This is a genomic window from Pseudolabrys sp., assembly GCF_035943735.1.
Lineage (GTDB): Bacteria > Pseudomonadota > Alphaproteobacteria > Rhizobiales > Xanthobacteraceae > Pseudolabrys.
The window spans coordinates 42,069-66,962 of the sequence record NZ_DASZBV010000013.1 but is presented as its reverse complement, the minus strand read 5'-3'; the positions used below and the strand labels follow the sequence as shown (position 1 = coordinate 66,962).

10 protein-coding genes are annotated in these 24,894 nt (G+C 63.9%); 5 read left to right on the top strand and 5 right to left on the bottom strand.

Features of this window, described 5'->3' with window-relative positions:
- Positions 1-36: 36 nt before the first annotated feature.
- Positions 37-627, bottom strand: a complete 591-nt coding sequence (locus VGV41_RS07400; protein WP_326863133.1) for a hypothetical protein — start codon at positions 625-627, stop codon at positions 37-39.
- Positions 628-772: 145 nt separating this feature from the next.
- On the opposite strand from VGV41_RS07400, the gene VGV41_RS07395 reads away from it, so the two are divergent.
- From VGV41_RS07395 to VGV41_RS07380, 4 genes are all read left to right on the top strand, one after another.
- Positions 773-1,744: a LysR family transcriptional regulator gene (locus tag VGV41_RS07395; protein ID WP_326863132.1), complete on the top strand. Its 972-nt coding sequence runs from the start codon at positions 773-775 to the stop codon at positions 1,742-1,744.
- A gap of 197 nt (positions 1,745-1,941) precedes the next feature.
- Positions 1,942-2,832, top strand: coding sequence for a hypothetical protein (locus tag VGV41_RS07390; RefSeq protein WP_326863131.1), 891 nt, complete (start codon positions 1,942-1,944; stop codon positions 2,830-2,832).
- 39 nt (positions 2,833-2,871) lie between these two features.
- Positions 2,872-3,348 (top strand): cupin domain-containing protein, encoded by a 477-nt coding sequence (locus VGV41_RS07385; RefSeq protein ID WP_326863130.1) that lies wholly within the window; start codon positions 2,872-2,874, stop codon positions 3,346-3,348.
- A gap of 164 nt (positions 3,349-3,512) precedes the next feature.
- A complete protein-coding gene (locus tag VGV41_RS07380) occupies positions 3,513-4,397 on the top strand; it encodes a DMT family transporter (RefSeq protein ID WP_326863129.1) in 885 nt (294 codons plus the stop codon).
- A gap of 497 nt (positions 4,398-4,894) precedes the next feature.
- On the opposite strand, the gene VGV41_RS07375 is transcribed toward VGV41_RS07380, so the two are convergent.
- Complete coding sequence (locus VGV41_RS07375; protein ID WP_326863128.1) at positions 4,895-5,338, bottom strand: LuxR family transcriptional regulator; 444 nt, start codon at positions 5,336-5,338, stop codon at positions 4,895-4,897.
- Between VGV41_RS07375 and VGV41_RS07370 the strand changes: the two genes are divergently transcribed.
- The gene (locus tag VGV41_RS07370) at positions 5,288-5,500 is read left to right on the top strand and encodes a homogentisate 1,2-dioxygenase domain-containing protein (protein ID WP_326863127.1); all 213 of its coding nucleotides are present in this window, start codon (positions 5,288-5,290) and stop codon (positions 5,498-5,500) included. The genes VGV41_RS07375 and VGV41_RS07370 overlap by 51 nt on opposite strands.
- A gap of 254 nt (positions 5,501-5,754) precedes the next feature.
- Here VGV41_RS07370 and VGV41_RS07365 read toward each other — a convergent pair whose 3' ends face one another.
- The 3 genes from VGV41_RS07365 to VGV41_RS07355 form a co-directional block, all read right to left on the bottom strand.
- Positions 5,755-6,315 carry a hypothetical protein gene (locus VGV41_RS07365; RefSeq protein WP_326863126.1) on the bottom strand — a complete coding sequence of 187 codons (561 nt, stop codon included), beginning with the start codon at positions 6,313-6,315 and terminating at the stop codon, positions 5,755-5,757.
- Positions 6,316-6,479: 164 nt separating this feature from the next.
- Positions 6,480-8,180 (bottom strand): ShlB/FhaC/HecB family hemolysin secretion/activation protein, encoded by a 1,701-nt coding sequence (locus VGV41_RS07360; RefSeq protein ID WP_326863125.1) that lies wholly within the window; start codon positions 8,178-8,180, stop codon positions 6,480-6,482.
- Positions 8,181-8,207: 27 nt separating this feature from the next.
- Positions 8,208-24,608 (bottom strand): leukotoxin LktA family filamentous adhesin, encoded by a 16,401-nt coding sequence (locus tag VGV41_RS07355; RefSeq protein WP_326863124.1) that lies wholly within the window; start codon positions 24,606-24,608, stop codon positions 8,208-8,210.
- Positions 24,609-24,894 lie beyond the last annotated feature (286 nt).

The following is a 24,894-nucleotide window of genomic DNA, read 5'->3' as shown; positions in this document are numbered from 1 at the left end:
GAATTTCTTGGCGGCACGCAAGCAGCGCCTTCGCAGTCAGCGCGCCGGTGCGGCCTTTGCCCAGTACTCGGGGGAGGCTTTGCTCGTCTCGAGCGCGGTTAGCGACTCGAAGCCAGGCGCCATCGAAGCGTCGGTCCCTGTGAGCACCTGATGATGATCAATATTGAGGAGCCGCAGCCAACTCTGTTGGCCGAGCGTCAGACCGATCATGCAGCCGATTTCCACCAGCTCCGGCTCGCTGAATTGCTTGTGCAGCCGTTCCCAGAACGCATCGTCTGTATTGAGGTGCCACACGATCGCTTCCGCGTAGGCCAGCACGGCCTTCTGCTTCTCGGTAAAGCGGCCCGAATTCTCGAAATTCAGCAAATCCAGGACGTGGTCTTCGATTAACGCGCCGCTGCGTGCAGCTTTCACCGACCGCTGATTGCCGCAATATTCGCATTGCACGGAGCGCGATACGTAAAGGCGTGCCAATTCCTTGAGGCTGTGGTCCGCGATGCCGTTCCGAAACAGGTCATTCCAGCTTCGGGCGAAAAACCAGAATGCCGCCGGAACATGCGCACGCACAGCAGAGCTCTCGGGCCGCGGAGTGCCTTCTCGCTGGCAGCGCTCCATTTCCGTACGCATTTCTGCGTCCATTGCTGCAAGGGGTACGTAGCTGATCCGTTGTTTGGGCATAATGTGCCTTTCGCGCCTGATGCATCCCGACAGTCTATGCAGGCGCGGCGGCGGGTGGTATCGTGAACTAACGATGCAGGTATCGTAAAAGCCGATGGCAAAAAAGCCCGTGAACCGGCACGAACGCCTCGACCGCCGTATCACGCTACGGGATCTTCACATCCTTTCCTTCGTGGCGCGTAGCGGCAGCATGGCCAAAGCCGCTCTCCAACTGTCGACTTCGCAATCCGTTGTTTCCGTCGCGATCGCCAATCTCGAAGCGTCGCTGGGCGTTCGGCTACTTGAGCGCAGCGCCAAGGGTGTCGAGCCGACGATCTATGCGACGACGCTTCTCAAGCGCAGCCGCATTGCCTTCGACGAACTGCACCAGGCGCTCATGGATATCGAGAGGCTGGAGGATTCGGCGACCGGTGAAATACGCGTGGCCTGCTCCGAATTTCTTTCGGGTGGCTTCATCTCAGAAGTGATCAACGGATTTACCGAACGCTATCCGAAGATAGTTTGCCAGGTGACCGACGCCGACGCGACCTCGGTGGAATTCCACCAACTGCATGAGCGAACCGTCGATCTCATGGTTGCGCGAATTCCGGCAGCGTTTTCCAAGGGTGACTTGGCAGCAGAAGTCCTGTTTGACGATCCACACGTGGTCGTAACAGGTGCCGGTAACCCGCTAGCAAGGCGACGGAACGTGACCCTGGCGGATCTTACGACACAGAATTGGATTCTTCCTGCTTCGCTGGTCGTACGCGAAGTCCTTGAAGAGGCGTTCGGCACAAAAGGATTGGCCGTTCCCGACGGGCGAATCATCTCATCGTGCGTACTAATGCGCAATCACCTGCTAGCAACGGGACGGTTTGTGACGGTATTGCCTTCCTCGGTGCTGCAGTACAATGCATCTCAATGGGCCTTACGCGCCTTACCGATCGAGCTGCGGACCAAACCTCGTCCCATAGCGGCGATTCTGCTGAAGAATCGCAGCATTAGCCCCCCTGTCCAGCTTTTCCTCGAACATCTCCGGCAACGCGCGAGCGCTCACCGCCGCCGCGGACAATCGACGATGATCTAAAAGATGCGAATTCTCCCCATTACGCTCTCGGCCACCGAGTTGAGTGCCGCCTGATACAATTGAACAATATTTGTCCAAACGGTTGAAAAGAGCGACACTTGCTGCTCATATAGGCTCCGACATTTTGCTAGACAGCTTCAGAGAGACGTTAGACGCCATCCCCACACACGACTGCCGATGCGGGCCAGGAGGATGCAATGTCGCTGACGTTACGAAAAGTGAAGGTTGCTCCTAAAGGAATGGGGCTAAATGATTTCGTGGCTATGCAAGAGGGCCTTTTCGCAGCCGAAGGCCTCGATGTCGAATTCGACTGGACAACGTTCCGGGGCACCCAATCGAGTTGGAAGGGTCTCGATTACCTCGAACGGCCGCAGGACCAACCCTACACCAAACGCAGCGAAGACGTCGTACAGGGTGCGTGTTGGTGGGGTACGATCTGCAATGCGAGCGCCGGCATGGGGCGTGTCGTCACCGAGGGTTATGGCCTCTCGCCGTGGGCGATCTTCGTACGGCCGGACTCCAACATCCGAAAGCCCGAAGATTTGAAAGACGTGCCGATCTCGGTCGGCATGCGCGCAGGAAGCCATTTTAACGTTCCATACCGGCTGGAGAAGTACCTGCCGCTTGAGAACATCAAGACCGTGAACACAGGCGGTTTCGGCGCCCGCCTTCGAGCGTTGCTCGACGGCGAAGTTGATGCCGCCAGCTTACTGCCCCCGCAGATCGCCATGGCGGAACAGTTGGGCTTGCGCAAGATTATCGACGACACATTCAAGACGCTGTGGTGGGTGCCATCGAATTCACCACCCGAGGTGGTGCACGGCTACATGCGCGCACTCAAACAAGCCGAACGCGCGCTTGAGGCGGACCTGCCAAAATATCTGCCGCTATGGAGGCTCGCCGTACCCGCCGAGTTTGAAAGCCTGCATCCGTGGGATTTCGGCAACTTCGGACGTGGCGAACGGTATATCGACGAGCCGTTGCCGGAAGAAGATTTCGGCACGGTTTTCCAGCAGGTGCAGCGCTGGAACCTTCACGACTTCCTGAAGGAGAAGAGACCCGAACAATTGAGTTATTCGGCCACATAATGCGAACGCTGCCCCACTGAACGAGGAGATCTCCGGCGCATGGCAGGAAAAGGCAAACACTCCCCACCGGGCGGCGGGAATGTATATGCGAAGGCTAACGAGGTGATCGTCAAGATCACCGGCGACGATACCAATCAGACCTTTGAAGTCGTCGAAGAGAACTGCAAGCCAGGCTTTCAGTCGCGCGCTCACTACCACATCAAAGCATATGAGACCTTTTACGTCTTCGAGGGCAGCGCCGAGTTTCAGGTCGGCGAAGAGCGCTTTCACGCCGTAAAAGGATCCTGCGTTCATATTCCACCGGGCGTACCGCACCAGGTCACCTCACCGAGTGGCGTGCGTATGCTGATGATCTATAGCCCGGCCGGAACCGAAGGCATGTTTGCCGCCATGCACGCGCTCAGCCACGACGAGCTAATGAACTCTGAACTCACGCGTGAGCTCGCGCTGAAATACGACACCGTCATGGTCGAGCAAAGCAAGAACGGCCGCGGAAAAGGTACGATTCTCGGATAGACGAGCGAAGTTCCGGGTCTGCAGGCGCATCACGCGGAACCGGCCCTCGCCGCCAGCCTGTCAAACGAACGAATCGTTGCCCAGAGGGGCTAATGGCGCCGAGTCGATTTTCCCGAATGTCTTTCTTCCACAGCATCCCTCTAACATCGACTGCGCACTGACGCATGGCCGTTTCCCGTGAAAGATGGGGCATTACGCTCGGTATCGCTGGAGTCGTGCTGTTTGGCGGCACGTTGCCCGCGACGCGCGTTGCCGTGGGCTATTTCGATCCTCTGTTTCTGACGGCCGTGCGCGCGAGCGTGGCCGGTTGCGCCGGATTGACATTGCTGGTCCTGTTGCGGCGGCCGATTCCGCCGCCCAACCTTTGGTTCGAACTGGTCGTCACCGGGATCTGCACCATCATCGGCTTTCCGGTGTTCATGGCGCTCGCCATGGCGCACGTGCCGGCGGCGCACGGGGGCGTGGTGCTTGGCATCGTCCCGCTGGCGACCGTTGCCGCCGCTGCGCTGGTCGCTGGCGAACGCCCAAGTCTCGGCTTCTGGCTGGCGAGCGCGACGGGCGCTGCCGTGGTGATGGCCTTTGTGTTGCGCGACCACGACGGCGTCGGCTTCGCCCTCGGCGATCTGTTCCTGCTCGGTACGGTGGTGTCAGGTGCCTTCGGCTACGCCCTCTCGGGCCGCTTGAGCATGCAGATGCCTGGATGGGAAGTCATATCCTGGCAGGTGGCGGGATTTCTGCCGTTCTCCCTGGTTGCGGCATTGACGATGTGGCACTGGCAAACTCTCGATCACATCGCCGCCTCTGCCTGGGCCGGCCTCGCCTACGTGAGCCTCGTCAGTCAGTTCCTCGCCTTCTTTGTGTTCAATGCCGCAATGGCACTCGCCGGCGTCGCCCGCGCTGGACAACTGATGCTGCTGCAGCCGTTCGTGATTGTCGCACTGGCCTGGCCCGTCAACGGCGAGCCCATCCGCCTGGACACACTGGTTTACGCGTGTGCGGTATTTCTCGTAGTGTTCGTCGGGCAACGCATGCGCGTGCGACGGCGTTGACGAATGATCGACGGATTGCGCAAACTACGCACGGGGTCGCTGTAGTGGTCGAAGATCTAATCCTCCAGCATATTACCAGTAACTAGAGTCTTCTGTCGGTCGCGCACCTAGGGCCCGCGTGCGCGTCAGGCCGAAATCGGGTCTAAACCAGCCTCCCGCTAGCGTGAGCTTCGCGCCACCTGCGACTATTGGCGATTGGCGGGTGCATGCCTGCTCTACTCTTGGGAACTGACCTTACGTCCTCAAACGGCTTAGTCCGAACCGGGCCAGATGCTGAAGTGGAGCGCGCTGCTCGCATCCGCTTGGAGTCAACAAGCGGAAATCGAAAGGAGCGGATTGGCCAGCCAGCGCAAGCGCGCGATCGGACTCAGTCGGTAATCCGCCCGTTGTCTGTCCGGCAGGAGCACCTTGCGTTGAATCGGACAGAAGAACGCCCCGGCCTTTCCGGGCTACCTCAGCAACATATGCGATAGTTCGTTCAAGCTGGAAACGCGCAGTTATGCATATGCACGCCGTCTATGAGTAAGAACCGTATTGACGCTCAGGCCTAGCGAACCGGCAATCGCGTTCGAGCTCAGTCCGCAAACGATTCCGGCGCAGACTTGAATCTCGCGCTCGGTTAATTGCGGTGCCAGGAGCGCCAGGCGGCCACAATATTGCCTGTGCCGGTCTTCCGCCATGAATAAAGTGCGGCCGTCATTCGCAGCATGCGCGACATATTTGGCGGCGATCATGCTGCTGTTGCCGGTCCGGTTTTCGACGATGACCGAATGACCGACATGATCGGTCATGTACCGTGAAACCAGCCTTGCAACAGTGTCAGCTGTCGAGGACGCGCCGAAGCCGACGACGATCTTGATTGGTCCGGCCGGTAGATCGTCGGCCCGCGCTTGAAGACTGAAGAACGCCCGGATGCGGAGGCGTTCGAGCGCGCGTCGCACAGGACTCTGGAACCGGAAACACTGGCAGGCACAATGGCCTTCATGTTCGAGACGCGCTATCCGCTGAGCCCAACCGCTTATGCATCAGGTCTGGAACTGCTGGATGGTGAGTATCCGGGCGTCTGGGATGGGCTAAAAAAGCTATTCCGCGGCAACACGTGAGTGCCACGCTCCATTCTCTCCATATCCGTGACGAGATAGAGCAAGGCGGCGCGGGCCAGCCTCAGCACGCGCAGGGGGCGGCGCTCGAATTTTCCGGAACCAAGCCAGTGCGCCGTCCTGTCGTGAAATAGATCGCCGGGATTATTTCATGGCGGGCCAGCCATCGAAAGCCGCGACATCGCCGCAGGGCGTGACGCAACATGAAGTATCGTTGCGTCCACGCCGCTTTACGATACGCCGGACGGCGCCAGGCGTCAGAACGATCCAGGCGACAGTCGATAGATGTCCGGCGTCTTGGCATCCACGACGTAGAACAGCATGAGGCCGGTCGGCGTGAGGATGCGCTGGTTGTTCTCACCTTGCGCCACCGTGCCCTGAAGGATGAGCATCGTCGTGTGATCCTTCTCGTCGCCGCCCCGGAACATGAGCAAGCCGCCGTTGATCGGCATGTTGTTGGCGACCGTATCCGGCTTGTATCCGGCCGTCATGAAATGCGCGCGCAGCACGCTGGCGTTCGAGAACAATTGCTCCGGCGTCATCTTCTCGTCGGTTTGCTTCGACCATGAAACGCCGACCTGAATGAGCGTCTTCGATTTGAATCCGAAGACGTACGACACTTCCGCGGTACCGCCGCCCGGCAAAACGTCCGGCACCTTCACCTGGAGGACCTGTGTGTGCTCGCTCGGATTATTCTCGGACCGTATGGCCGCGGCCTTGACATTGAAGTCCTTCGAGATGGCCGCGCGCACCTCCTTTTCCGACATACCGAACCTCGCGGAGCGGAAGCCGGAGATGTTTGCGGCCGTCGTGCCCATCGCAGGAACTCCCGCGATCGTCGGCGTGGCCTTCCCGGCATCCTTGCTCGACTGTGCCAGCAGGTCCCCGCTTGTTACCACGATCGCCGCCAAAGATGCCGCGGCCAGGTACCCTATTGCTCTCATGTTCGTCATCGTCGATGCCTCCTCACTTTGAGTTTTTCTCATTTATCCGCCAGCAGGAGTGGTCGGAAAATCACGCGGAAATAGGCCTGATATTTCGGCTGGTCGGGAACGACTTGCTGCCAGGGCATGCCCGCGCTTGCCTCGATGGTCAGCGGCGACCACGGCGTAAACGACAGGCCAGCACCGCCCGACCTCAGCACGGTGCGAGCCGGAAAGGTCGAAGTCACCTCGCCCTGATCGATGAAGCCGTAGAAATCGAGACCGGCGATCAGGTTCGACAGATTGTTATGTAACTCGAAATTGGCATAGAAGCCGCTGTCGCCCGCGGCGGTGTTGGTCGGGAAACCGCGCACGGTCGTCGGACCGCCTATCTGGAATAGCTGATCGCCGGGCAACAGCGTGGCGGTGGTGTATTGGGCGCTGCCGAGCGCCGCAACGCTGAAGTTCGCGGGGAAACGCCACAACGCATTCCAGGTGCCGCTGTAGATCGTCAGCGGACGGTCGATGTCGATGACCTCGCTGTGATATTGAACGAAATTTACCGCCGGCGACAAAGTGAGCGAATAGTCCGCTCCGGAATTGGTGACGGAGACGCCGATAGTCTGCTTGTTCGACCTGTCGTCGGTGATGCGGACCTGCGACAGGTCCGACTGCGAGATGCTGTAGGTATCGGCAAGGTTCGCCTGCAACAACCACGCATCCGTCACGAAAAGCGGCTGGCTGAAATTCACGCCGGCGGCCCGCGACTGCCCGGTGATGTCGAGCGCCTGAAAGCTTCCCTGGATGATCTTGATCCGACCCTGCGTGTAGCTCGCGCCGAGCCGTCCGCCCCAGGTGTTGATCGGAATGTTGTATGAAACGTTCCCGTTCAGATTGCCGTCGGCCCTCGTGCCGTAGAACGTGAACCGGTCGTCGAAGCCGAGCGCACCGCTGTGACGATAATAGACGCCTCCTTCATAACGTCCGGTGCTCTGGACACCCTGGTTGTCGTAGAACACCTGCAGGATGTCGGCGGGGGCTTCGGTGACGGCAAGCTGAACGTCCGTCAGGCCGAATGTCGTGCCGGGCTGGAGTAACGCGCGCAGTTGCACGTCGTTGGTGCGGTTGAACCAGGTTACGTCGCGCGAGAGTTTCGGGACGTCGAGCACCTCCCCCGGCTTGGGTGGCTCGACACGGTCGGTGATGTACCCTTCGCCGGTGTGCTGGCGTCCCGTCATCGAGAACTTGCCGAGACGGCCTTCCGTCAACTTGATGTGCACCACGCCGCCGGCGACGCTCTGCGGCGGCAAGGTGGCAATGCCGGTCACCACGCCTTTTTCTGAGTAAAGCGCGCTGATCGCAGCGACGACTTTCTGCAGGTCCGAAAAATCAACGTCGTGCCCGACATAGGGCGCGACCACCGCGTCCAACTCCTCCCTGCTGAGGAACTTCGATGTGCCGTCGAAACGGACGCCCCGTAGCCGGAATTTCGGTCCGCCCGGCTTGAGCAATTCGGTCGGCCCACGACCCGGTCCGATGACGGCCGGGCCCTGCTGTTTTGGCGTCTGGGTCTGTTGCTCGAGCCGGCGCTGCTGGCGCTGTTGCTCTTGCTCGACGCCGCCCGGCACGGTCGTGGCGGGTGGCACCTGCGCCATCGCCGCCGAAGCGCCAACGAAGGGGACCAAAACCATGATAACCAACAGCCAAGCGGGCGCGCGCGACCGCTGCGGCGCCCGACCGGCGTTGCCCCAATACGTCATGGCCGGTGGTTCAAGGGTCACAGCACCTCACTGCAGGCCACTAAGATTGATCGCCTTACCGTCTGCCGGTGCTTCGACCGGCTTGGGAGCTTGAAGAATATCCAGCATGAAGGTCGGTGAGACGCCTAGGATGTAGAACAGTGCCGCGCCGCTCTTGCCCGAACCGCCGTGCACGTCGAATCCATCGCCCGACTTCAGGTCGCGCGGCACGTCGCGAACGAATGACATGCCCTGATAGGCGCCGAGCGCGGTGATCGCGGACAGAACGCCATAGGACACCACGTAATTGCTTGTAATCGTGGTGAAGCCGTTCTGGGAGAAGTTGAACAGCGAGCCCGGCCCATACATCTGTACCGACGGTCCAACGGTCGGCACAGGGCTGCGATTATCGAGCACGATCACCTGGCCGGGCATGGTCAGAACGAGCTTGCCGGGAACGTTGCCGCTGGCGATCGAGAAGTGGTTGCTGTTGCTCGTCACGTTGGCGTCTGTGACCGAGAACTGTCCGACATCGGTGCCGCCGGGCGCATCGATGGTCAGGTTCATGGTCTGCGCCGTGCCGCCGTTCGCGCCGGTGATGTTGAGCACCAGCGGGCCGGCGCCGGGCTGCTGCGCGATACTGCCGGTCGCCGAATTGGCGTTGATCGTGACGCTGGTCGTTGCGTTGATCGTGCCGATATTGATGTCGCCGGGCGCGGTGAGGACGACGTCAACGCCGGTGACGCTCGAGACCGAGAACGCGCCGGTTGTCGTGATGTTGGTCTTGCCGACGGGCGACGACGACGAAATCACCCGCAGGTCGCCGGTATTCGCGATGTTGATGTCGCCGAGCGTCGTCGCGGCCGCGAGCAACGGCACGTTGGTTTTGATCGCGACCGGCGCGGACGCCTGCGCCGGTCGGTTGAGCACGGAGTTGACGCCGATGCCGCCGCCGGCCGTCAGGAGGATCGACGCGTTCGGCCGCGACGTCGTGATGTTGGTCTGACCGTCGCCATTGCTGATGATTGCGCCGCCCAGGGTTGGGTTACCCGCGGTGACGGTGATGACCGCCGACGCATTGGGGGCCGGATTGGCCGTGCTGGTCAGCGCTCCCAGCGTCACATCGCGCGTACCTTGCAGCGCGATGGTCTGGGCAGCCGTCATGCCTGCTCCTGCCCCCATCGCGATCGAGTCCGCCGTGACCGCGATGAGATCGGTCCGGGACGTGAGCTGGCCACCGGCGTTCTCGGTGAAGGCGCCGCCGGCGTTTGCCCGGATCTTGCCGGCCGCCGCGGCAGTGCCGACGGTCAGGTTGCCGGTAGCCAGGTAGACGATGTCGCCGAGTACGGCCTCGGAGACCGAGGCAGTTGCGACTGCGGCGTTGCCGCCAGCAGTCACAGAGACGTGGCCTCTGGTCGACGCCAGCGTCGTCGCGGCCGCATCGCCGGTGGTCACGACGGCGATATCCAGCAACGCCGCCACCTGCGACCCTGCCGCCATGGTCAATGACGCGCCGTTCAGACTCGCCGCGCCAGCGGACGCGGCCACTTGCTCGTTGCCCAGCAGGTCGATGGCGCCGCCTGCGGTGACGGCGATGTTGCCGTTCGCCGCCAGCAGGGTCGCAAGCGTGGCGGCCCCGCCGGTCACCAGCGTCGCGCCGGTCGCGCCGGAGATCCGCGAGCCGGCCGCCATGCTCAGGCGGCTGTTCGCCGGCAGCGAGCCGAAGGACGTGTTGACGTCGACCGCATTCGCGGTCGAGTCGACCCGGCTGTTCGCGGTCAGCGACACGAGGCCGGCGACATCGAATTCGACATGACCGGCCGACGACACCGTCCCGTCAACAGTGACATCGAGCGCGGCCGTCACCAGCACGTCGGCGGCGCTGGCCACCGACTTGATGACGAGCTGATAGCCCGACGGACCGTAAAGATTGACGAGACCGAGCGCATTGGTCGTGACGCCGCCGCCGGCGCTGTCGCCGACGTTGATCGCGTTAAGACCGCCGGTGGCGCCGATGGTGCCGGCCGCGGCGTTCAGCACGACGTTCTTGCCCAGGATATTGATGAGCAGGTCGCCATTCGCATTCAGCAGCGAGCCCGCGGTCGACGTCAGCTTGATGTCGTTCGGCGAGAACACCGTGTCGATGTTGAGCGTTGCCGTCGAGGTGATGTCGATGCCGGCTTGGGCGCGGGCCACCAATGACTTGCCGGTGTGGACCGCGACGCGCAGCGGCTGGTCATCGTAGGAGCCGCTGCTATTGGCGATCAGCCCGATGCCACCGCCTGACGCTTCGAGAATAAGGCTGTCGGTATCGATCGCCGCGCTGCTTGGCGTCGCGTTGACGATCGAGCCGCGGACCTTGAAGCGGGCCTCGCCGCTGACCGACACGTTGGCGAGCAGCGCGTCACCCATCGACGCGAGATAGGCATTGCCGGTCACGTCGACGTTGAGCGCGGTCGCCGCCGAGAAGTTCAGCGGCTGCTTCGGCGCCACCGTGATGACCGTCGCGGAGCTGCCGAAGTTGATGAAATCGGAGCGCTCGGCCGCCGCGATTGCCACCAGCGCGTTCTTCTGCGCGGTCGTCAGGTTGGCGAGATCGGCGGGGATCGTGGTCGTGTCGAGGCTGACCGTCGCGATCGCCTGGCCAAGGCCCTGCCCCGCATTCAGCGTCACCAGGTTGCCGGACACGTTCGGCGCCTTGATGATCGGGTTCGTGCCGGTGATCGTCTTCAACGCGCCGGGTGACAGCGAGAACGCCAGCTCACGGGTCGTCCAGGAGATCCCGTTCACCAGCGTCGCCTCGTCGGTTCCGCGTTGCGCGGCGATCGACGTCGCCGTCGCGTAGTTGAAGTTCCCATCGAATAACGCGGTGTAACCGCCGACCTCGGCGTTCAGCGCGCGGTATTGCGTGGTGCGGCTGGCTTCATAGTCGGCGATTTTGCCGGCGATCTGACCGGACGGAACGCCCTGGGCGGTGAACTGCTGGGTCAGCAGCGTTCGCTCCGAGGCGGAGGCGACGTACTGGAAATTCGGATCGTAACTCGTGCCGCCGTTCGCCTGCGTCGCGCGGATCTGCCAATAGCTCTTGTAGTCGGCGTTGCGCGACGCCTCGAAGGTCGCGACCTGCGCCGCCTGTTTGTCCGCGTTCGCCTGCGTGCCGCCGACGAGGCCGAGCGACGTCCAGTAGGACAAGAGCTGGTTATAGGTCCGGGTATCGGTCGACTGGATCGGGTTGTTGTCGATGATGCGGCCGGGGGCGGTGAGCGTCACGTTGCCGCCGAGCGAGACAACCGTGTCGAGCAACAGGTCGCCGTTCGGATTGCCGTAGGTGCCGGTCCAGGCGGCTGCGGTGACGTTGATGTCGTTCGCCGCCAGCGCCTTGAGGCCGTAATAGCCGACGAAATTGCTGGTCGTGTCGATATCGCCGACACGGACGACGAGCGGCGTCGCCGCCGAGCCGATCGCGCCGTTGGTGGCTGTCAGCTCGATGCGGGCCGCCTGGATATAGCTGCTGCCATTGGCCGCCGTGATATTGCCGCCGGCGGTCAGCGACACCCGGCCGTAGCCGGCGGATGGGTCGCCATTCGCGACGATGCTACCAATGTTCGTGTCGCGCGCGACATCGACGACGAAGTTGCCCTGGTTGACGCCGCCGCTGAGCGCGCCGCCGTTGGTAATGTCGACCTCGATCGGCCGCGCCGCCGTCGTGCCGTTGCCGAGCGCGCCAACGCTCGCCGCCACGCCCACGGCGTTGAGCGCAAGATTCTTCGAGGAGATCAGCGCGCCATCGGTCGACTGGACGATAGTTTTGCCGGTAATGGATGTGTTGCCGTTCTTGTTGCCGATCGCGCCGCCGAGCAGAACCGCGCCGCTGTTCGACGTGACATTGATGATGCCGCTGTCAACGCCGCCGAACTGGATGGCGATCGGGTAGTTCGCCTTCAGCGAGTATGTATCGATCACCGTGTTGTAATCGGTCTTAGTCAAATCCTTGTAGTGGTCCTGCGCGGTGCAAAGTGTCCACCAGTTGCAGTCCGTCCACTCCGCTGTGGTGACCCAGACCGTACTGTTGGTGCGGGTCGCTTGGTTGTGGTTGTTCGCGACCGAATCCACCGACGTGTCGACGAGCGTATAGGTGCCGTTGGCGATCCGGTACACGCTGAGCGTATGCGGCCCGTCGACACTGTCGAACTGCGTATTGGAATCGACGGTCAGCGTGCTCGAACCGAACAGCTGCGTGCCGTGATAGGTGTAGTACGTCACCGTCGATTGGTCGGTGCCGGTCGTGTAGACGTAGCGCTGGCCGGGCGAGATCGTGCCGAGATCGTAGACCGTGTTGCGGCCGTCGCCGCTCGCCGTCGAAGTCGTCGTCGTGCCGACGACCTGGCCAAGCGAGTTCAGCGTACCGTTCGTGTTGGCGACCTGGATCTGGCCGTTCGCGCGCGTGTAGACGGTGTGCATCGCCGCGACGACGCCCGACGTATCGTTCACGCTCAGAATATTGGTGATGTCGATGAGGCCGGCCACGCCGCGGCCGGTGCCGCTATTGTCGAGGCCCGTGTTCAGCGTCGTGAGGTAGACGTCGTAGCTCGAATTGTTGGTCAGGTTGATCTGGCCGAAGCCGTCGAGCACGCGGATACGGCCGACCGCCGAGCCGTCCGCGTTTGGCTTCGACGTATTCATGATCTGGCCGTAGAGCTGGATGTAGCCGCCCAGGACCGCCGTCGCGTCGACATGGTAGCGCCCGTTCGCGGCGTCGAAATACGACGTCATGTTGCTGCCGGACGGCGTCACGAGCTGATACAGCCCGCTTGCCACGTGGTTCGCGCCGGTCGCGTAGTCGGCAAGCGCGAAATCGGTGCCGAACTGAATCTGCCCCGGCGTGCCCGTATAGGTCACGTTGTAGGAGTGGCCGCCGACGTTCACCGCGAAGGTCACCGCCTGGCCGCCGTTCGACTGGTATGTCCCGATCGCCGACGACAGGTCGATGCCGAACAACGCGGCGCTTGCCGTCAAGGTCGGCGTCGAGGGCAGGTTCAGGGTCCAGTTGTCGATGCCGCTCTGGATCAGGCCGTTGATGTTCAGGTAGCGCGCGCTGATGAACACGGCGCCGTTGGCGACGATGCCGCCACCGAGCGCGGACGTGTCGGTCGGATCGCCGCCATTGAGCCCCGTCCCCGCCGGATCGCCGGCGACGTGGTCGTAGCCAAACACGTAGCTCTGGACGAAATCGCCGTTCTTGACCTGGATGGTGACGGTGTTCGCATTGATCTGGCCGTTCGAATAGATGTTGCCCGCCTGGCTTTGGATCAGCACCGAGCCGAGCGGATTGCTGATCGTGGTGCCGGAGTTGAGAACGATGTCGGGCGCCGGATTGCGCAGCGAGGCGATCGCGGTCGTCGGATCGTAGTTGCTGACGATCGTGACGGCGGGGAAGATGCCGAGCGCCGCCTGCGTCCGCGCGGTCGTGATGCTGTTGAAATTGGCGACCGCGCCGCCGCGATTGATCGCATTGATGTCGGCATTGCTGTTGACCAGTACGCCGTTGAGCCGGAGGTGACCGCCGCTGTCGCTGTTGATGGTCAGGTTGTTGACCAGCAGGCTGGCGTCCGTGTTGTTGGTCAGCGCGATCTGTGCATCGCCCGGCGCCTGCAGCTTGCCGGTGCCGGTGAGCTTGTCGGCCCGGACGCTGAGATCGCCGAGCGTCGCAGTGATGTCGCCGACTGAGACGGCGCGGCCGGAGAGCCCGCTCGACGCATTCGCCAAGGCATGCGCATCCGCGGCGTAACCGCCGACCGTGTATAGCGTGGAATTGTCCGTGAACCCGTTGTAATAATTACCGAAATTGATCGAGTAGTAGCGGATCTGCGCGGCCGCCGTGCTGGCCGGAATGCCGAGGACGACACCCCAGACCGTTTGCTGAATCCCGGTGGGATCACCGAACGCCGTGACCGCGGTGTTCGTGCTGGTCTGGTTGGCATTGACCGAGCCCTGATAGCCGCTCGCGTCCGAGATGTTCTGGTCGTATTTCGCCAGCTTGGGCGCGACCGCACCGCTGTTGATCGCCGCGTCTGCCGCACTGTGATTGCCATTGCCGCTCGACGTATCGGTGGCGAGCGATTGCAGCGCCAGCAACTGCGATTTCACGCTGGTGGTCGCGCTCTGGAGGTTGCCCAGATCGGTCTGCAACTGGGTCGTCTTCGTCTGGATCTCGCCCATTTTGCTATAGGCGTTGGCGACGGCGGTGTTGAGCGTGGCCATCGCCGTGTTCATCGTCGCGTAGGCGGCATCGATGCTCGTCTGCGAGGAACTTGCGGACGCCACAATGGCATTCTGGGCGGTGACGATCTGCTGCTGGGCGATGATCGTGCCCTTCAGGACATTCAGCTGACTGTTGAGGCTATCGAGCGCAGCCGCATCGGCACCTGAGGTCGAGGCGTAGCTGCGGGCCGTCGAAAGCGCGTTGATGTAGGCCGTGTAAGTCGCCGACGCGACGGCGGTCGACCATTTGCTCAGGCTCGTCATGTTGGTGACGATGTTGACCGCCAGCCAGTCGTTCGTGTCGAACGAATTGCTGTCACCCCAGTAGCTGACGACCGAAGTCGCATTCGTCTTGACGTTCGACGCCGCCGTATAGGCGTTGCCGGAATAGGTCGCCGCGTCGGACAGCTTGGCCGTCACGCCGGAGATCGCCGACGAGAGCTGAACGGCATCGCGCTGAACCGCGGCATACGCGGTCTGGATGTTCTGCGCCCAGGCGCCGATGTTGTAGGTGCCGGCCGCCGGGTCGCCGGTGGCGAGTCCCATGGCGACCAGTTTGCGCTGCAGGAACAGGATCTCGCTGGCATAGGCGCCGGCCGCAACGGGATCGCCGCCATAGACTTGCAGCAGGTTTTGCAGCTGTGCGAGCCGGATCAGGATCGTCGTCGACACCGAGCGGCTGTTGTCGACCGTATAGCTGACGCCTGGGCTCGCATCGAACAGAAGATCGCCCAGCGTGTTCGCGAAACTGATCGTGAGGAAGCGCGAGCGCTGGATTCCGGTCGTCGCGACGCCGTCGATCTGCGCGGTCGCCGTGCCGCCCTGCCCGGTCGAGCCGCCATGATAATCGAACGTGACGTCGCCGCCGCCGAACAGGTTGCTGATCGCGCTCGCCGCCTGGGCCAGCGTCTCGCGGTAGATATCCTTGCCGGTCCCGACGGCGTTCATCGTGATCGTGCCACGGTCAGCATAGATCTGCATGTCGCCGGCCGAACGCACGCCGGCATTGGTGAACGTGCCGGAATTGTCGATGTCGATGACCGCGTCGCTCGTCACGCGCACGGTCGGGTCCGGCGTCGAGGGGATCGCGATGGCGGTCTTGTTGTAGAGATCGACCGTCGCGTTGGCGCCAATCGTCGAAACTAGCGTGCCGTCAGGGCTGTCGCCGGCGGCGAGCGTCAGCGCGCCCATCGTCGATTCGAGGCGGGTGTTGGGACGAACGTCCGTCTCCATGCGGCCATTGAAGGTGATGTTGCTGTCGCCAGTCGGCGCACCGGCATAGCCGTAGGTCGTCGCGGCGACGCGCATGTCGAGCGTCGCCGTCGTCCAGGCGCCGACCTGGATGTCGCCGATATCGACGATGATGTTGCTCTGGGTGTTGTCGGAACGGCCGATCTTGATCGAGGCGTTGTCGGTCACGTTCAGGTCGGCGCGCACGTCCGCCAGCGCGATGTAGCCGCCCGAGTCGAGCTTGGCCTTGTCCTGAACGGTGATGACGTTGTTGGCTTCGATCTTGAAGGTGGAAACCCCGCTCGCGGGGGCGAGGATATGAATATCTTCGTTGTTGCCGATGTTGACGTTGGTGTTCGCGGTAACGTCGATCTGGATGTGCGCGGCCGGCAGGTTCAGCACGCCGCCGGAGCCTGACGTCAGGTTCCACGACGAACCGTCCGGATCGCTCGGATTGCTGAAGGTGTGATAGATGTTGTTGTTTCCGGTCAGCGCGAACGAGGAGGCGCGGATCTTGGCGCTGTCGGCGATCGTGGCATTGACGGTGCTGTCGACGCTGTGTTGCAGGAACGCACCGCTGCCGCCCGCGATCGAGGCATTCACGCTGTTGGTGAAGCCGTTGAAGTTCGCCGTGTGCGTCGCGGCGACCGTGAGGCCGTTCGCCAGATTATAGAAGTGCGTTGCGTCGCTGCCGCCGATGCTCGCCGTCACCGTGCTGGTGGCCGAAGTCCGCGACGATGCCGCATTCCCGGCAATGACGCCGCCGGTGCCTGACGTCGCGTCGGCGTAGTTGGTATCGGTGCCGGTCGCGTTGACGTTCAGCAACGCGGCGTTGATCGAGCCGAGATTGCCGAGCGTCGCCGTGGTGTTGGCGCTCGATGTCGCCGACGAGAAGTTAAAGCCGGCGGCATAGGCGCCGGCCGCGACGCCGGTCGTCGTCGCGTACTGATCGGTGGTGTCGGTCGCGGCGATCGTGACGGCGCCCACCGGGGTCGTGGTCTGACCCGAAACATTGCCGAGCGAGAACGAGGCCCCGACCGTCGCCGAGGACGCACTGCTGTTCGAAGCCTCGGCGTCGGTCGCGTTGAGGCCAAGGATATAGCCGCCGGTGCCGGCGATCGCGGTGGCCTTCGCCGAATAGGCGGCACTGCCCGGATCGAGGTCGCGGGCGCGCACCGTGATGTCCGGAGCGCCCGACGTCGCGTTGTGGATCGTGACCGAGTCGCCGATCGACGCCGTCGTTTCCACCGCCGCGTTCGCCAGCGCGACCGAGGCGCCGAGCCCGAGGCCGGCGGCAAGCGCCACACCGACGGCCTCGGCCAGCACATGCGGCGTGGCGTCCGCCGCGATCAGGATATCGCCGGTTCCGATCGTGAGGGTGGCATCGTCGCCAACCCGCGCCGTGATCGCGCCATCGTCGGTCGCATTGGCGCCCGCACCCGTGCCGGCGCTGCCAAGACCACCCGCGCCCGCAATGCTCTTGGCGGCGATCGTGCCGTCTTCGCTCGCCGTGACATCGAGCGCGTTGTAGTTCGCGACCGCGGTCGACGAACTGCTTGTCGACGCCACCTGCGCCGTTACCGCGCTCGTCTTCTTGACGACACCCGAGGCGATGCCGAGCGCGTCACCGCCCGCGACGGCCGCACCGACGGCGAGCGCATTGAGGCTTGAACCGTCATCCGCATTGACGGTGACCGTGCCCGAATTCGCACCGGTGATCGTGCCGCCAATATTGGCGGCAACCGTGCTCGTCTCCGCCCCGTCGGCGACGGCGGCGCCGGCGCCGAAGAACAGCCCGCCTGCGCCCGCGTAAGCCTGAACGTCGATCGCGTGCGGCGCCGGCGAGCCGACCGGCGGGTTCGGCAAGTTGGCCGGGTTGTCCCCCATCGTCGCCTGCACGTTGACAGAGCCGGTGGTGATATTGCCGGTCAGCGACGCAGCGACGTTTTCGTTGAGGCGCGTGTAGGCCACCGCAGCGCCGACGCCAGCGGCGAGCGCCCCGACGCCGTAGCCCTGCGCGAGGTTGTATGTGCGCACCTGGCTCTGTGCGGTGACGCTCACCGAGCCGGCCGTGGTCGAGCCGCCGGTGATCTCGGCCGTCACAGCATCATGCGCACTACCGAGCTGGCTGGCGACGCTGACCGCCGGCGCGGCAGCCGCCGGCGTCTGATCGTTGCCCGGCACATGATTGCCCGAACGAATGCCGTTGCCGGACGACGAGGTCGAGGAGCTCGAATTATCGGCCGATGCGACCGTGTCGGCGATGGCGTTGGCCGCGTCGCCCGGTGCGGTCGTGCCGACCAGCAGCACCGCAGTCGCCGCGCCGATGCCCACGGTCAGGCCGGCGCCGACTGTCGCAGTCATCATGTTGATGTTCTTGGCGCTGCCGGCCGAGACGTTGAATGCGCCGCTAGTGTTGAGCGTGCTGTTGAGCACGGTCGCGGCAACAGTGCTTTTGAGCATGACGATGTTGACGCCGGCGCCGATGCCCGCACCGCCCGTCGCCAACGCGCCCGCGCCGGTGGTCGGACTGATCGTCACGGTCTCCTGGGCGTTGACCGTGACCGAGCTGCTCTGTTGCGTCCCCGTTGCCCGCTCGATGCGCGCCTCGGTCGTATTGTTGACGACCGTCGCATCGGCCATGCCGGCGACGGCGCCAAGACCGGCGAACGAGCCGCCGATGGAATAGCTGTTGAACGTGTTGTCCGAGATCGCCGAGACCGCCAGCGCCGAGCTGACGTTGATCGTCGTGTCCTGGCTGCTGTCGCCGATATAGGCCTTCGTGGTGTCGCTGCTGAGGCCGACGACAAACGCGCCGGCGATACCGATGATGCCTGCCGAACCGGCACCCGCCGCCGCGAAGAAGCCGTTGACGCTGCTGGCATTGACCGCGAGACCGCTCGCGGTGACCGAGCCTCCGTCGACATAGGCCTCGGTGTCGGCCGAGAACTTGTTGACCAGCACGCTCGCCGCGCCGCCGCCGAACCCGATGGCGAGACCGATCACGATATTTGACGACACCTGCGTCGAACTGGCGCGAACCGTCACATTATTGGGCTTGTTGGTGCCGCCGACCGCCGCATTCGTGACGTAGGCCTTGGTTGTTCGTGTGAGATTGGTGCCGGACCCTGCCCCCGCGCCGGCGAAGCCGCCACCGATCGCTCCGGAGACGATGAGAGTATTCGAATAGGTCTGGCTGCCGGCGCCGACATAAATGTCGGTACCGCCTGACGCCGCGAGCCGCGTATCGATCGAACCGCCATTAATGTAAGCAAAGGTCGAGCCGCCCGCGACATTGCTGACGGCCGTCAGCGCTACCGCATCGCCGACGAAGGGCTGGAACGACAGGCCGAGCGTGACCGCAGTCGCGACGATCGCCTGGTGCGACGAGGCGGCCACCGCGAGCCCGTCGACCGCGATCTGCGTCTCGCTGAGGTCAGGCAGCGCCGCCGGGTCCTGCGCCTGCGAGAGGTCGAAATTGCCGTTCGCCAGCGTGCCGCTGTCGACGTTCCGCCCGGTGCCGTTGCCTTTGGCATCGACCGTGCTGCCGTCGATATAGGCCTTGGTCGAGCCGCCGATCTCGTTGGCGACGATCGAGACACCGGCACCGGCTGCCTGCACGCCGACACCTGCGGCGCCGGCGATCACCTCGATCGTGTTGCCGTTGCCCGAAACAACCTGCACGTTGTTGTTGGCGACGACGTCGGACACGTTGCGGATGTCTGCAATGACATCGGTCTTGATGATGCTGGTCGAGACGGAGCCGGCGACGCCAACCGTGCGCGACAGCGCGATACCCATCGCCACCGTCAGGATCTTGCCGCTCGAGGACGCGTTGACCGCAACGCTCTGGCTTGCCGCGACGAGAGCGCCATCGATCTCGGCGGCGACCGCGCCGGAAATGCTGTCATAGACGAACGACAGGCCGACCGCGGCGCCCGACAGGCCGATGCCGAGCGCGCCGGCGGCGCCGCGAATGTCGGACGCGTTTGTCGCCGTGACATTGACGTTGGCGCCCCGAACCTTGCTCGTCGCGCTGGTCGAGGAATCGTTGCCGATCTGCGCCAGCACCGTGTTGTCGATCAAATTGATCGTAGTCGAGGCGAGGCCGGCGAAGGCGCCGGTCGCGAGACCGAGGCCGACCGTGACGCCGAGCAGTGTCGAGCGATCGATCGCCGTGACAGCGACGTCGCCGGACGCGGTCAGGTCAACGCCGCGCACCGTGGCGCTGTGCGTGGCCGCGATCGTGTTCTGCACCAGCGACAGGCCGGCATTGTTGGCGCCCGCCTGGACAATGCCGGCGACGCTGATGATCGCGGCGCCCGGACCGTTGCCGTGGCCCGCCCCACCGTTGAGGTCGGCGGCGGTGAAATCCACGCCGGAGTCGCTCGTCACCGCGTTGCCGTTATTGGTCTGCGTGACGACGTTGGCGAGAATGGTATTGAAGGTCGACACCGCGCCGCTGTCGGCGGTGACGGTCACGCCGCCGCCGACGTTGATGACCGGAAGCGTACCGTTGCCGCGGTTGTCGGAATTGATCGTCGCTAAAATCGTCGGCGTGATGTGGCTGATGACGATGGCGCCGGCAAGACCGTTGGCGTCAGGCGAGCCGCCGCCGGCCGCCGCGCCGGCGCCAATGCGCGCCGAGTCGCCGGCATAGACCTCGACATTGTCGGCAGTGGAGATCGAGGTATTGGTGATGGCCGCGCTGACCGCCGCCGCGCTGGCCGGATCGATCACCTCGGCATAGGTCAGCGCGATGCCGAAGCCGCCCCTGCCGCCGAGATAGAGCGAGCCGCCGCCGATGCCGATATCGGTCGTCTGGTAGGCGTCGACGGTGACATCGCGACTGTTCGTCGCCGCCGCGTAACCCGAAATCGAACTGTTGTTGATGAAGGCGTTGACGCTGTCCTTGATGCTCGCGATCGACGCCGACAGCGAGGCCGCACCGCCGTCCCCACCGACCGCGGCGAGGCCGATCGCGATCACCGTCGCCTCACCCGCATTGAGCGCGCGCACCGTAATGTCGTTGCTGTTCGCCGTCGTTGAGCCTTCGATATAGGCCTGCGTCCGGTTGTTCGAGAGGCCGACGGCGATGGCGCCGGCCACTGCCGCGCTCTGCCCGCCGGTCGGGCTCGCGATGCTCAGCGCGGCGGCGCCGCTGGCGTTGGCCAGCAGCGTGTTGTTGAGGGCGATGACGGTCACCGTCTGCTCGACGCCATTGGTGTCGAGATGCGCACCCGAGATATACGCGCGCGTATCGAGCGACACGTCGGTCACCGACGAACTGCCGGAAATCTGCAGGCTCAGTCCAGACGGTCCGGCCGACTGCGATGTCGATGCCGCCAGCCCCCCGGCCGCCGCCATGACGCCGGCGACCGAGCCGTCGGTCAGAATATTGCCCATGGCCTTGAGCTGTTCGCTCATGGGCGTGCTCGGCGTCGGATCCTGCACGGCGGCGGCGGCCGACACCGCATAGAGCCGGCCCGACGTCGTCGCGGCGACGTTGAGCGCGGTCGAATGAACGTAGCCGGCCGAGCGCGTCACTTGTGTCGGATCGTCCTGCGACGCGACGCCCGTGATGTCGGCGTGGTTCGGCCCGACGAACGCCGCCGTATCCGTGTTCGCGACCAGGGCCGCGACCGACAAGCCCACAGCCGAACCCCGGCTGACCGTCACCGCCGCCGATACCGACATCAGCGACAGCTCCTGCGTCGCCGAAATATTGACCGACGAGCCCGTCACTTCGGCGCTGTCACTGATCGAGGCATGCGTCGTGTTGTCGATCTGGACGGCACTGGCGATGCCCGAAAGCCCGGTCGTGGCCGCCTTGCCGGAGCTCGGCGCAACGGTGAAGACGGTGTCGTGCGTGTCGGCCGTGACGTTGACGGCGGTGTTGGCCGCGACGCTGATCCCGGCGTTGTCGCCGATGCCGGCGATCGTCGACGTCGACGACTTCATCAAGGTGAGCGAGCCGCCGACGGCCGCGCCCGTATCCGATCCGGTGCCGCCAAGAAGCGGCGTGATGTTGCCGGCGACGGTGACGGAGGCGAGATCGGACATCGCGTGGATGTCCAGGCCCTCCACGAACGACGCCTGGTTGCCGTTATAGAGATTGAGAGTCCAGCTCGGCGTCGTATTCAGGACCGTCGTGATCGACGAGCCGCTGCCGACCCAGGCGGTGGTCTTGGTATCGAGTGCGTAATAATCGAACGAGCCGGACAGCGAGAAATTCTCCGAACTGCCGGTCGCATTCGCATAGCTCGAGAGGATGTTGTTGACGACGCCAAGGTTGCCGTTCAGGTGCGACAGCACCTCACCAAACCCGGCCCACTGCGTCCAGGTGTTCGAGATCGGGACTTCGGTGCTGGCGCTGACGCCGACATTGTACGCGTTGATCGTAGTCCCGGGGCCCATATAGGCGTTCGAACTTTGCGCGAACGTGCCGACCGCGACGCCGGCGGAAATCGCCACCAGCGCGGTCGGGTTCGACGACGTCGGATTCGTCGTCTCGGAGTTGATCGACGAATCCGCGAGGTTTCGCTGCGCGAAGACGTTGGTGTCGCTGTAGACGCCGAGATTGTTGGCGTAGATAGTCGGCCCGTTCGCGGCGCCGTCATTCGCGATATTCGCCGACGACGCGATGTTCGATGAGGAGATCGCGATCGCGCTGCCGAATTTCGGGACCGCCGTCGAGCCGGACTGTGCCGGCGCCGTGTTGAAGATGGCATTGACGATCGAGGCCTGCGTGACGCTGGCAGCCTCCAGCACCGCATCGAGCAGACCGGTGACCAGCGCCGGGTTGCCGACCGTCACGGACGCGCTGTTCGTGTTCTTCTGGTTGTAAGAGAGGCCTTGAACCGTGACGTTACCGACCCGCGCATTGGCCAAGGTCCCCAGCGAGGCGCCGAGATGCGCCGCCGCGCTGGTCGAAATATCCGAATAGGCGAAGGCAATGCCCGCCTCCGCGGCACCCAGTGAAAAGGCGGTCGAGGAATTGCTGAAGTTGTTGTGGTTGCTGGCGATGACGGAGACGTCTTTGTTCTGGCCGACCGTCACCGTGGCGCCGGAGGACACGGACGCATTCGTGTCAACGTTGACCTGCGAATAGGCGACGGTCGCGTTCAGCGCGACGCCGTTACGGGTGATGCCGATGGCGGAGACCGCGGTCGTGGCGTCGTTCGCGGCGATGACGCTCAGGCCGCCGCCTGCCGTGATGCTGGCGCCCGAATTGATGTTGGCCGCGACATTGGCCTCGATCTGCCCGACCACCACGGTGGCGGCCGCCGGGTTGAGAATGCCCGAGCCCAGCGTGATGGCGGGGTCTGATGCCTCTTCCGAGCCCGTCGCCGAGAGGCTCACCTTGCCGCTGCCGCTGACGTGAGCGCCGTTGTTGATGTTGATCGTGGACGTCGCTTGGCCCCCGACATACCCGCCATTGAGACCGCTCAGCGCCGACTGGAACGTCTGACCGACCGTGGCAAGGATGCCGAGGCCGCTGATGTAGGACGATACGGCCGTCGCGCTGGTGTTGAGCGTGATGTCCTTGCCGGTGATGGTGCCGTTGATGTCGATCGTCGCGGTCGAAACGGCCTTGTCTGACACGAGGGTCTGACTGTGCGTCGACGTCAGCGTGACATCGCCGGCGGTGAAGCCGGTACTGTCGGTGCCGGCGAGGATCTTGCCGCTGACGGTAATGACCGGCGCGCTGAGCCGGATGTCGCCCGAATTGCCGGTAAGCGGGTTGGTCAGCGAGACATCGCCGGCACTGTGATCATAGGCGCGGCTGTCGAGCACGCCGTCCGAAGCGATGGTGATGCTATGGTCCGCCGAGAAATCGATCACGCCGCCATTGGTGTACTGGCTCGATCCGGCGTTGATGATCAAGTCGACCGGGTCGACGTAGAGCCGGCCGGCCTTCCCGTTCGGCGCCGACAGGTCGTAGACCGCGCTGGCGAGTTCGACGGTGTTCTTCGACGACAGTTCGATCGTGCCGGCGTCACCGGCCCTGGACGATGCGGCGAAGGTCGCGCCGGACTTCACCGTCAGCTTGTCCTGCGCCAGCAGCGTGATGTTGCCGGCGTTGCCGGCGTTGCCGGCGACCGTCCCCTTGGCGCTCGATGAAATGTTCGCGTGCTTGCCGACGCTGACCGACTTTGCGGTGACGGAGATGTCGCCGCCGTTCCTGCCCTTGTGGCCGTTCGCCGAGAGCCGTCCGTTGATGCGCGCGGAATTGCCCGCGACGATCTGGATCGAGCCGTTGCGGACGACGATGCCCGATGCGCTCTGGAGACCCTTGCTGTTGACCGTCGCCGCGAATTTGGAGGCGTGGTCGAGCTGCGCCACATCGGCCGGCGAGTGGTTGCCGCCGATATAGACGTTCTCGCCGATCAGGCGCGCGCCGTCATGCGCGTTAACACGGCCTTTGATCGAAATGAACCCGTCTGGCGACAGCGGCACGTTGCCGCTCATCAGGTTGTTCACCGACGATTGGTTGATCTGGCCGTTCGGCCCGATCACCCCATCCATGAACTCCCGCGTCGGTGTTGTGACGTTGAGAGAACCGACGTTGACGACGCCGCTGCGGCCTACGACGAAGCCATAGGGATCGGCGAAATAGACGTTTCCGCCGATCTGCCCGTTCTTGTAGGCATTGAGGACGCCATCGACGATGGCCGGGCCGCCGCGGACGAGGTTGATGAGGTTGCTGGTGCCGTTCGGCAGCATCAGATTGGCGGTGTTGCCGGCGCCGACCTGGAAGGCGGAAAACGAGTTGAAGGCGTTCTGACCGCTGATCGTATTGGTGGTGACGGTGCTGGTACCGCCGGTGGCCGTGACCGTGGTGGCCGTGCGGCCGTCGGGCACGATGTTGGTCACGCCGGCGGGAACGCTTTGGGCGAAGGACAACGTCGGAGAGAACGTCATCAGCACGGCGAGGCTCGCCGCCGACACGCGCATCGACGCCCGGTCGATGAAGAGCCGGACCGGTAATTCACCGGCGGGCGCGGCGGCCTCAGCCCTCGAAGGTTGCCGAGCGGCGACCTGGGCCGAAGCCGTGACTTTAGGTTGCGATCGTGACATCACGCAACCTTGAAACCAGGGGTGACCCTGATGCAGAGCCCGGGGGAGCATGCCGAGAAGCGCCCGAGTAGCGACGGCTTCCCACCGTGCCGCGGTCAGCAAAGGACCCGACAACAAGGCGCGCGCCAACAGCAGCTAAAGCGGCTGTACCCTCGAGACCCGA